Genomic DNA, 10,329 nt, shown 5'->3' with positions numbered 1-10,329 from the left:
AACTACGCTGGCAGATAGGGCTTTCAAGCCGCAGTAACCGCCCGGATTCTTGGCCAGATACTGCTGGTGGTATTCCTCGGCGTAGTAGAACTCAGTCAGCGGCGCGACCTCAGTAGTGATGCGCCCCAGACCCGACTGATCAAGCGCCTGCTGATAGTCGGCCAGGCCTTTCTCGATGATTTCGCACTGCGCCTCATCAACATGGAAGATCGCGCTACGATATTGGTTACCAATGTCATTGCCCTGACGCATGCCTTGAGTTGGGTCATGCGCTTCAAAGCTGGCGCGTAGAATCTCCGGCAGACCAATCACCGTCGGGTCAAAGATCACGCGCACGACTTCAGTATGACCCGTCTTGCCGGTGCAAGTCTCTTCGTAGGTCGGATTCGGGGTATGCCCCCCCGCATAACCTACCGCTGTCGCCATCACGCCCGGCAGCTGCCAGAACAGTCGTTCTGCGCCCCAGAAGCACCCTAGTCCGAGCACGATCTCCTCACATCCTGCTGGAAAAGGGGCTACAATCGAGCGGCCATTGACGTGATGAATACCGCTGATCTTCACGGCTTCACTGCGTCCCGGCAAGCTGTCCTGTGCTGTGGGAATGGTCTGCTTGTCTTCCGTTATCCACATGGCTGCCTCTCTCCTGTGTTGCATCGTGCAATTGTCTATAGGTTCAATGATGTCATCTGTGCCCCCCAAGATCTGCCCCTGTCAGCCTGCCATCTCAAGTGCCTGGCGTTATGACGACTGCTGCCAGCCGATACATGCTGACATTTGCTGTGCAGATAGCCCTGAAAGACTGATGCGTGCACGCTTCAGTGCCTTCTGCCTGGGGTTGACCGACTTCCTGATAGATAGCTGGGACACTACCAGCTGTCCATCACGTGCAAGCCTTGAGGCACTGGGGCCAAGATGGCTTGCGCTGGAGGTCATCGAGAGTGAGCAGTGTGGCAATGATGGCATGGTACGCTTTCAGGCGACCTTCTTCGAGCAAGGAAACTTCCAACAATTGCAGGAACTTAGTCGTTTCCGGCATGACGGCCATCACTGGCGTTATATCGATGGGGATGCCACGTGGTTGACACTCAATGTAGGTCGTAATGACGCCTGCCCATGCCAAAGCGGCAAGAAGATGAAGCGCTGTTGCATGACTAAATAGCCACGGGTAAATAGCCACGGCTAGCTGAAGTTGCCAAGCGCTTGCATCCAGCAACGACAAGGCCTCCGTCAGTCATACTGCGGAGGCCTTGTCGTCATCAATGTACCCTCATTGGCGCAGCCGTGGTGCCAGTTCGCTGCGTCCAAAGCTGAAGCTATAAAGCAGATCAACCGCCTGTGCAGCGCCTGATACCGCTTGTACATAGAAATCGCGGAACAGCTTATAGCGTAGCGTCAGTTCAGCAATCGGCGAGAATAGCCCAACGCCATAACTCAATTTCAAGTCCGGTGCGATGTAACCACTGACAACGACCTGGCTATCATCCCCACTGCCAGAGCTATCAAGGCTGAGATCACGGATACCGAAGGTCTGCCCCAACTGACCTACCACTTTACCACTCTGGGCCAGTGACATGCCGATCAGGGCGGATGTCACGGCACTGTCACTACTGCTGCTACCATCCAGGCCTTCACCGCGCAGTAGATAGCTGAGTGCAGAGGATTCATCCATCGCCGGATCAGAGAAGATCTCGACGCTGGGTTGTTCCGCCAGTCCTGTTACACGTACCCCTGCAGTAACATCATCCTCGGTATTGTCCGGATCTCGAATCGCTTCGATGTTCAAACGTGGGCTGGAGGGCGGCCCTGACAGCAGTATCTGCCCTTTTCGGATCTGTAAATCTTGCCCGAAGCTCTTGTAGGTACCATCGACCAAGTTGACCTCACCAAAGACCTGAACACCATTCTTGCCCTGGCGCACGTCCATATCGCCCTTCAGCTTGGTCTCAAGCCCCATTGCCTTGAGCTGCACGTCAGGCCCGATATGCACACCAACGCGTACATCCAGTGACATGCCAGCGTCATTGAGTGCTTTTGCAGTATCACTGCCATCGGCAATGTCAGCCGGATTAGAGGGTGATGGCTCGGTGCGACGCTCGATGATGATCGTATCACTCGAGGGTGATACGGCAGATGGTGGTACCTGATCGACCTCAATACGCGCCCACGGCACCTTCACGTCACCGCGTAGCTTGAGCAGTGAAGGATTGGCATTGATCTCCAGATCCGGCGCTACCCGCAGGCGACCGATGCCTGCAATGTTGAGCTCAAGCGGATTTTTGGAACCGTCGAGATTAAGCGAGGCGGTCCACTTGTCCAATGTCGGCCAGGCAGCGTTACCGTCCAGATTCCAACGTGAGCCATTGCCTACGAGGTAGCCATCGATATCGGCACTATCACCAGCAAAGGCCAGCCGGAACTCGGCATCATCCAATGCCAGTGGAAGTCCTTCTCCCTGCACCTTGATAGCCGTCAATGCCAACGGCCCTGTCAGGGTTGGCAGACTGAGGTCACCACCGATATTGACGTCTCCAGCAAGCGTACCTTCAAGCTGTGTCATGCCAGCCACCAACGGACGATAGGGAGAGAGATCAATGTCGCGAATGGCCAGCGTGCCGTCCAACAACCCTTTGCCCGCAGGATCAGTAATCCCTAGCGTCAGGCCGATTCCGCCAGCGCTATCGAGGCGAATCTGAGTATCGAGATCAGCTTTCTCAGGTGTCGCATCCAGTGCCAGTTGCAGGGTGGTTTCCGGTAATGACCAAGCATTGCCATCGGCATCTTCTCCCTCGAGCGTTAACTTTCCGGCGAGTTCAGCGTCAGCGTTCCAGCGCTTGCCGCCTTGCTTCCAGCTTGCCGTGACCTTGCCGCCCGTCGCGCCACCAATCGTCCATTGCTCCGGCATGGCACTCTGCGCCAGATCCAGCGGCACACCTTCAAGCGTCACCACCGCACGCCCTTCATTGCCGGCAGTCAACGGCTCGGCAACACAGAGCTTGCCACCCTGTTCACGACTCAGGCAGAACGGTTGCACCGCGACGCTGCCCTTGGCTAGATTGGCATCAAAGGTTGCCGGCGAATCAAAGGACAAGTCACCGTAATCGGTATTGACGGTCAGCGGCGATAATGCGCCACGATAGTGGTCGCGCGCCTTGTTGAGCCCGCCCTTGAGCGTCATGCCAATACGTGAGAGCGGCAGTTCACCGGCCATCTCACTATCCAGCCGCAAGGTATGCTCGCTAAGGAAGCCTTCAAGTACCAGCGCAACCGTCGCAATCTGCTGTCCGCCAGCACGCAATTGGTCTGCATTGAGTGCGAGATTCAGACTCGGATCGTCAATACCGCGCTTTCGCGCATCCAGCCCAGCCGACAACGCCAAGTCACCAATGCGATTATCTCCGACATTCAAGCGTTGGGCAGTAAAGTTGCTGATCACCACTGGCTTCTTCAGTGTACCGCTGGCATCAATCTGCCCCTTGAGTTCACCGGCAAGGTTAGGCGCCAGCGTCGAGAGCGCAGGAAAGTCCAGTCGTGCCGCCAGCTTGATGGTATCGCTGATACGACCATTGGCACTCAGTCGGTTATCGCCTTGGCGTAGCTCCAGGGTATTGATGTCCCAATGCATGTTGGCATCACCGTAGAGCGTGCCTGTCAGTGACAACGGACGTTCCAGAAGGCTGCCATGAATATCGAGCTTGCTGACATTGAGCGCCCACGGACCACTGGCCGGCTGCTTGAATGTCGCGTTAAGTCCACCGCTCAACTCGCCCCTGACCGCCTTTTGCCCACCGTCTGCTGGCGCGGGCAACAGGTCTTCCGGGTGCAGTTTATCCAGCATCAACTGAGCGGCGACTTGGATACCTTCCTTCCAGTGAACTTCGCCCTTGGTGGTTGCCGAGCCACGCTTGAGCGCAATCTTGAGTGGCTGCCAGCGGTAATGCTCCAAGTCACCATCACCGACCAACGAGAGTGTGGCTCGCGGAATATCACGCCCTTCAATGATGGCATCCAGCGTCGTGCTATAGCCGTCTAGCGATCCCTTCGCGACGAGTTCCAGATTCTCGATCAGATAATCCGGACTCGTGGCGGCGGGCGTTTTTTTCACCTCTGACGTCTGCGCTGCCAACGTCGCCGTTTCTGCTGCCGAGGTAGTGAAGGGCCAGGTGATACGACGTGACGTCAGGCGTGCAGTGAACGGAAGCTCTGATGCCAGAACATCAGCGTTGGCTTCCAGCTGTGCTTCAAGTGGGCCCGACGCCTTCAGATTGGCCTCCAGATCCGCCAGCGAGCCCGCCAGTGTCAATGTCAGCTTCTCATGACGCACTGGCTCAATGAGTGCTTCAGCATTGAGTGTCATCGACAATGGGTAATCACCGCTCAACGTGACCTCAGCGACCAGATCAGCATTCACGTCCCTCGATGCAACCTTCAGCTTCGAGAGCGTGACGTCGTGGCCTTCTGCATGTGCCGCCAGTGACAACTGACTGACGTCATACGGACTTTCACCTTCCAGGCGAAAATCCTCGATGGCCAGGTCAGGTACATCAATGGTCAGCGGTAGGTAGACTTCAGGCAAGGCAATGCGTGATGACGAGTCTTTAGTCTCAGCGACCTGTGCATCGATAGGGGCTGTTGGCGTGGTCGTCGGTTTTTCGGTCACCGTAGAGTCGGTCTGCGGAGTAGCTGAACCCGCAATGGTGTGTGCCGCCAACTGCGCCTGAGGTGTGATGCTGACACCTTCAAGCGTCAGCCTGCCAGCAGTGAGTGCATCTTCTGTAGCTGCTGACGCCGGGATGAAGCGGCTGGTGACCAGGCGCGTCTCACCCAGCGTGAGTGTGCTGACAGCCAACTCGGCAGACGTATGGAAGTGATCGAAGGTCATGCGGCTGCCATCGGCCAGCGTCAAAGCGAAGTCATCGACGGCAACCTGTCCGACCGTGATCGGGAATGGCACGACGAGAGGAACCTGCAGCCCTGCACTTTCCTCTTCAGGTTCACTGACGGTACCACTATCACTCAATGCGACATCCAGACCTTCGGCAGTGAGCGTCTCAAGGCATAACGATCCCTTGAGCAAACAGTCATCACCCCAAGCAAGAGACAAGGCATCCGCCTTCAGTGCCAGGCCTGGCAGGCTCAGCGAGACATCTTTCAGTGCCAACGCTTCAAGCGGTGAGCCTTGAGCGCTGGAGTAGTCAATGAATCCGCGCGAGCGCGCCTGATCAAGCACCACTCCCGTGCCCCAGGGCGACAGCACGCCCCCGACCAGCAACATCACCAGCCCCGTCAAGAAGACGAGCAGCCATACCAGCAACCGAATCAAAAGGCCGCCCCGACGTAAATAGGGATTAGACAAATCAAGCATCTCCGTATCTTTATCAGCCCATGAGCCAGGCTGACGGTCCTGTACTCGTCTTCAACCGCCTAGAACTCAGGGCCGATCGAGAAGTGAATACGGTAGTCGTTATCATCGTCATCGAAGGGATGCGCGATATCCAGGCGGATAGGCCCGACGGGTGAGATCCAGCGTACCCCCATGCCAGCTGCCGTATTGAGATCCTCCGGCGGCCAGCCATTGAAGGCGTCACCGGCGTCATAGAAGGCAGCCCCCCACCAATCTCCTGTGAGACGGTAGTCATACTCAAGGCTACCAGTCAGCAAGGAACTCCCCCCTTCCAGATCGCCATCGTCATCTTCCGGCGACAGGCTTTCGTAGGAATACCCCCTCACGCTGTTATCGCCCCCCGTAAAGAAGCGCATCGACGGCGGCATATCATCGAAATTATCCGTCGAGACATTACCGAGGCCCATGCGAGCGACGAAGCGATGGTTATCACCAAGAGAGCGGATGATGCTGGTATCAAACTGCGTACGCAGGAAGGTCACGTCGGAGGCCCAGGCTTCGTTGCCGTATTCGATCGTCAGTTGCTGACGGTCTCCCCACATCGGAAACGTCTTGGGCCGCGTACGAGCACGACTCCAGCTGACACCCGGGTAAAGCAACAGGACCGTGCCAGAATCATCGGCCTGAACATAATCTTCATAGGTCGAGCCGAAGAATACACGCTGCGTCCAACCGTTATCGAACTTCCACTCTCGGGTGAAACGAACGGTCGTTTCGAGGCTTTCCGTATCATCGTCGTCGGTATTCGACATTCCGTACTCAAGTACGTAGCTGTCCTTGAGCGGGTCCGCGAGCGGCATGCGGTACTCCCCCTCGAAGGTCTGCTCTGGAGACGACAGGAAAAGCTTGTTATTGAGACTGTGGCCGTAGCGATTGACCCACGGCATTGACCATCCAAACTGCAAGCGTGGTCCGACATCAGTGGAAAAGCCGATGCCGGTCTCAAACTTGTGGCGATCAGCCGGCACCAGTTCGATATCGATCGGTACCTGCCCTCCCTCAGCCACCTTGACGGCAGCCTCAAGGGCTTCGGTCGTCAGTACTGGCTTGTTCACATCATCATTGCCAGCACCAAGTATTGCGATGCTCTCGGCTCCCGCCTTCTCGTCCCTGGCATCAGCGTCGACAGCACTGCTATCCAAGGTATCTGACTCGGTAGCATTGCCGGAGTAAAAGTCCGAATCGGCGTCATCGCTGGCCAGCGTCGTATCTGAAAGCCAGCTTTCGCTATACCCGGGCGCCTGTGTATAGGGAATTGCGGCATCAGGGCTGGTGGTCTGTAGTACATCATCCTGATTCAACTTGGGCTTGATGGCGACAGAACGGAACCAACCCGCTTCACTAAGGCGCTGGCTGAATTGAGACAGCTTGCCTGCCTCATAGTAATCCCCCGTCTTGAACGACTGCATCATCTTGACGCGATCAAGCTCAATCTGACTATTGAGGTAATGGATATCGCCAAAGCGATAGCGTTGCCCACTGGCAAACACAAGATAGATGGACGCCGAGGACTCCCATGGACGGACTTCGATTCGATGTTGAGTGAAGTTTGAATCGAAGTATCCGCGCTCAAGGCTCAAGGTGGTGAGTTTGTTCTTCAGGCTGTCGTAGCGCTGATGACGCAACGCATCGCCTTCATTGAGGTCGGCATCTGCCACGGCCTTTTTCATCACCTTGTCATTGGCGGCATCGCCTTCCAGACGTATCACCAACGTCTTGATCAAGACCGGATTACCCGGATCAATCGTGACGACGACATCATCCCCACCCAGCAAGCCCTGGGCGGGGTAGCTGAGAGTGATTTTGGCGTCATAGTAACCGTAGGCCTGTAATGCCTCTTGGCTACGCCTGATGATCTCGTCTTCGTAGCGTTCAGCAGGGGCTTCATTTTCAAGTGTTAGGCCTGCGAGGAAGTTGGCGACGTTGGTAGCCGCTGGCCCCTTGAGCCCTTTGACTTCAGCGTCTAACGCCAATACATGGGGGGCTAGCCAAAGTCCGCCGCACAAGACCAGCGGCTGGCACCAGCGAAGATAGCGGCGCTCGTTGCCGCATTGCCCGTGCAGCGTCGGCAGATGTTTGTCGCCACTCATTGAACGTCCTTTGTTGAGTGCTTTATTACGTGAGCACTGTCCATCGTTGCCATTTATCATATTTCTACAGCGCTCAATTAATCGCAGGGCATTTACGGCACATTATTCATGACAAGGGTTACGACAAGGTATGCACACAACATGGTATGCGCGGTTCGTCATACCGCTCAGCTCAGCGCTCCAGACGTGTCACTCGTTGCTGCAACTCCGACATCTGGCCCAGCAATGAGGCAACACGGCCACTCAATTGGCGCCTGCTAGCGTCCAGAGAGCGAAGTTGGTCACTACTACCATCACTCTGTCCTTGTGCTTCCAGGCCAGCGCTCAACGCGGTCTGCTGACGCCGAAGGTCTCCCACCTGAGACTCAAGAGAGGTCTGTGCCTTGGCCAATGGCGATACACGTGCTTCGATGAGACGATTGACCGCCGTGCTGTCCACTCCTGCAACCGCGTTTGACTGCGTGTCCAACGTCTTATCAAAGCGGTCAAGCAACTGTTGTTGCGACGCAAGGCGTGCCCTGAGCGCTGTCAGCTCTCGTGTCAGTTCACGCTTCAATGCCACCACTCCTTCGCCCGACTCGCCATGTTCTGAGGCAAGGCTGTCAAGACGATCAGCGTATTGCTCCACCTTACCTGCCAGTGCCTCAAGCTGCTCAGCGATACGCGAGAGCTGCTGGTCAGTCTGTACATTGACCTCTTCGAGATGTGTCAGCGCATCCGCCTGACTATCGAGCCGTGTCTTCAATACTGCCCTGCCATCACGACCCAATGACTCAATAGCACTGACTGAGCCTTGTAGTGCGGTCAGCAAGGTCTGGCGATTTTCACCCGATTGACGGGCTTCTGCTGCTGAGGCCTTGAGAGTATCGAGCGTAGCGGACAGATCAGCCATGTCAGCACCTCGCTCAGAGAGCCGCTGGTCAAATACGGCCAGCTGTTGCTGTACCTGGGCATGCCGATCTGCAGCCTCATCCACCAGGGCAGCGTTTGCCTGACGAATCTTGGCAAGTGCGGGCAGAACAGCTGTCTCCCATTGCTGACTGAGGCTGTCTATTCGTGAAGATGTCTCCACCTGTGCCTTGGCATTGTCTTGAGCACTATTGTCGAATGCACGCTCTATCTCCGTCACACGCGACGTCAGCCGATCACGCTGGTTTCCACCTGTATCCTCCAACCCTTGGAGCTGCCATTGCTGCCAGCCCACGATGCTGCCCAACAGCAGGATACAAAGCCATAGTGGCCAGCGTCGCGCCTTGGGAGGTGACTGATAATGCGCTATCAATGCATCGTCAGGGCGTGCAATCAAAGCATCACCCGCATTGTCATTGAGAGAAGGTTCAGAGCTTTCAGGCCGCATTCTGGCTCCATGGATGGCGCACGATAATCTGAGAAACACAGTAAGAGACTCGCCACCATTGTCGATGAGGTGAGCTTTTTTACGCCACTGTATAAAAATCCAGTACCCACTAAAACATCGTGCTGCATGCGTCTGGCAATGATTTGAGTCTAACAGGTGACCTCGGCCATCTCATCAGGTTCCCCTGATGTGCTCAATACGCCCACATCCCGTCCTGCACGTATTATTGCAACTCTGCTAATGCTGCCATTCAGCAGTCACAACCTTATCCGCACTGTCGTTGGCCTGTCGGTGTGTGGGTGCTATAGTGCCAGCACTGCGATACGCGCAGCCTCTGCCTTCGTAGCTATCTGGATTCACAAGGTTTTTCACGCTTATTGCACATTTTATGCGTTGTTTGATGGCGCTTGCATGGCGTGTGGTGGGTCACAAGATTCCTTTTCTTCGCAAGTCGCCTGACACGAGGAAAAGGAATGGCGCTGGTCTTGAAAGAACTGACCCCCGCCCCCACGAAGTCAGAGAAAGATCATATTGGTGAGGAAAAGGAGCTGACCCCCATGGCATTTGAACTTCCGGCACTGCCGTACGAAAAGAACGCACTCGAGCCGACTATCTCCGCCGAGACGCTTGAGTACCATTACGGCAAGCACCACCAGGCCTACATCACCAAGCTCAACAGCCTGGTTGAAGGTACTGCAGACGCAGAGAAGTCCCTGGAAGAAATCATCCAGAGCGCCAAAGGCGGTCTGTTCAACCAGGCAGCTCAGGTGTGGAACCACACCTTCTACTGGCATTGCCTGTCCCCTAATGGCGGTGGCGAGCCGACTGGACCGCTGGCAGATGCCATCGTTGCAAAGTGGGGCTCAGTGGCCGACTTCAAGGAAGCCTTCAATGCTTCTGCAACCGGCAACTTCGGTTCTGGTTGGACCTGGCTGGTCAAGAACGCTCAGGGCGAGCTCGACATCGTCAACACTGACGACGCCGATACCCCGATCGCGACTGCTGGCCTGACGCCGCTGCTGACCGTCGATGTGTGGGAACACGCCTACTATGTCGATTACCGCAATGCGCGTCCGAAGTACCTGGAAAGCATTTGGAACATCATCAACTGGGACTTCGCTGCCCAGAACTTCGCGGCCTGATACCTCGTATCGTATTCGGCTCGCCCTTTGTGAGTCTGATGATGCCGCAATAAAAAACCCCGCCAATTGGCGGGGTTTTTTATTGCGTAACTGATGGGCCAATCATGTATGGCGCTGACAACAGTGCCATACAGTCAGTCTCAGTCAGGTGTCGCACGACGGCCGATGCCACGATAGATCAATCCCTGATTCGCGACATAGCGCGGGTCATAGATATTGCGACCATCGAGTATCAGACCAGTACCCAATTCACGCTTGAGACGTTGCCAATCCGGATTCCAGTAGCACTTCCATTCTGTCACCAGCATCAATGCATCCGCCCTTCCAGCTCGCGCCATA

At 55.9% G+C, this 10,329-nt stretch carries 7 protein-coding genes; 2 read left to right on the top strand and 5 right to left on the bottom strand.

What is annotated here, in order from left to right:
• A partial coding sequence (gene msrA, locus BF12_RS0113505; RefSeq protein ID WP_024952730.1) for a peptide-methionine (S)-S-oxide reductase MsrA occupies positions 1-630 on the bottom strand: 630 nt, incomplete at its 3' end.
• On the opposite strand from msrA, the gene BF12_RS0113500 reads away from it, so the two are divergent.
• The gene (locus BF12_RS0113500) at positions 602-1,159 is read left to right on the top strand and encodes a YchJ family protein (RefSeq protein ID WP_345917418.1); all 558 of its coding nucleotides are present in this window, start codon (positions 602-604) and stop codon (positions 1,157-1,159) included. The two genes, msrA and BF12_RS0113500, sit on opposite strands and share 29 nt — an antisense overlap.
• A 108-nt stretch (positions 1,160-1,267) precedes the next feature.
• Here the strand turns inward: BF12_RS0113500 and tamB are convergent, their stop codons facing one another.
• The 3 genes from tamB to BF12_RS0113485 form a co-directional block, all read right to left on the bottom strand.
• The gene (tamB, locus tag BF12_RS0113495; protein ID WP_024952728.1) at positions 1,268-5,362 is read right to left on the bottom strand and encodes an autotransporter assembly complex protein TamB; all 4,095 of its coding nucleotides are present in this window, start codon (positions 5,360-5,362) and stop codon (positions 1,268-1,270) included.
• A gap of 59 nt (positions 5,363-5,421) precedes the next feature.
• Entirely contained in the window at positions 5,422-7,491 is a 2,070-nt protein-coding gene (gene tamA, locus BF12_RS0113490; protein WP_024952727.1) for an autotransporter assembly complex protein TamA, read from the bottom strand.
• A 172-nt stretch (positions 7,492-7,663) separates the two neighbouring features.
• Positions 7,664-8,848 (bottom strand): coiled-coil domain-containing protein, encoded by a 1,185-nt coding sequence (locus BF12_RS0113485; RefSeq protein ID WP_024952726.1) that lies wholly within the window; start codon positions 8,846-8,848, stop codon positions 7,664-7,666.
• A gap of 557 nt (positions 8,849-9,405) precedes the next feature.
• Between BF12_RS0113485 and BF12_RS0113480 the strand changes: the two genes are divergently transcribed.
• Complete coding sequence (locus BF12_RS0113480) at positions 9,406-9,990, top strand: superoxide dismutase (protein WP_024952725.1); 585 nt, start codon at positions 9,406-9,408, stop codon at positions 9,988-9,990.
• A 140-nt stretch (positions 9,991-10,130) separates the two neighbouring features.
• Here the strand turns inward: BF12_RS0113480 and BF12_RS20175 are convergent.
• Positions 10,131-10,329 (bottom strand): UDP binding domain-containing protein (locus tag BF12_RS20175; protein WP_035160175.1); only part of this gene is annotated, 199 nt, incomplete at its 5' end.

Source organism: Cobetia crustatorum (assembly GCF_000591415.1).
In the GTDB taxonomy this organism is placed as follows: domain Bacteria; phylum Pseudomonadota; class Gammaproteobacteria; order Pseudomonadales; family Halomonadaceae; genus Cobetia; species Cobetia crustatorum.
The sequence above is the reverse complement of the archived record's forward strand: the minus strand, read 5'-3'. Positions and strand labels throughout refer to the sequence as shown.

Bases quoted from the DNA above. Each gene is read 5' to 3' on its own strand.
- tamB (WP_024952728.1), bottom strand. From the start codon at position 5,362: ATGCTTGATTTGTCTAATCCCTATTTACGTCGGGGCGGCCTTTTGATT.
- BF12_RS0113480 (WP_024952725.1), top strand. From the start codon at position 9,406: ATGGCATTTGAACTTCCGGCACTGCCGTACGAAAAGAACGCACTCGAG.
- BF12_RS0113485 (WP_024952726.1), bottom strand. From the start codon at position 8,848: ATGCGGCCTGAAAGCTCTGAACCTTCTCTCAATGACAATGCGGGTGAT.
- tamA (WP_024952727.1), bottom strand. From the start codon at position 7,491: ATGAGTGGCGACAAACATCTGCCGACGCTGCACGGGCAATGCGGCAAC.
- BF12_RS0113500 (WP_345917418.1), top strand. From the start codon at position 602: ATGGTCTGCTTGTCTTCCGTTATCCACATGGCTGCCTCTCTCCTGTGT.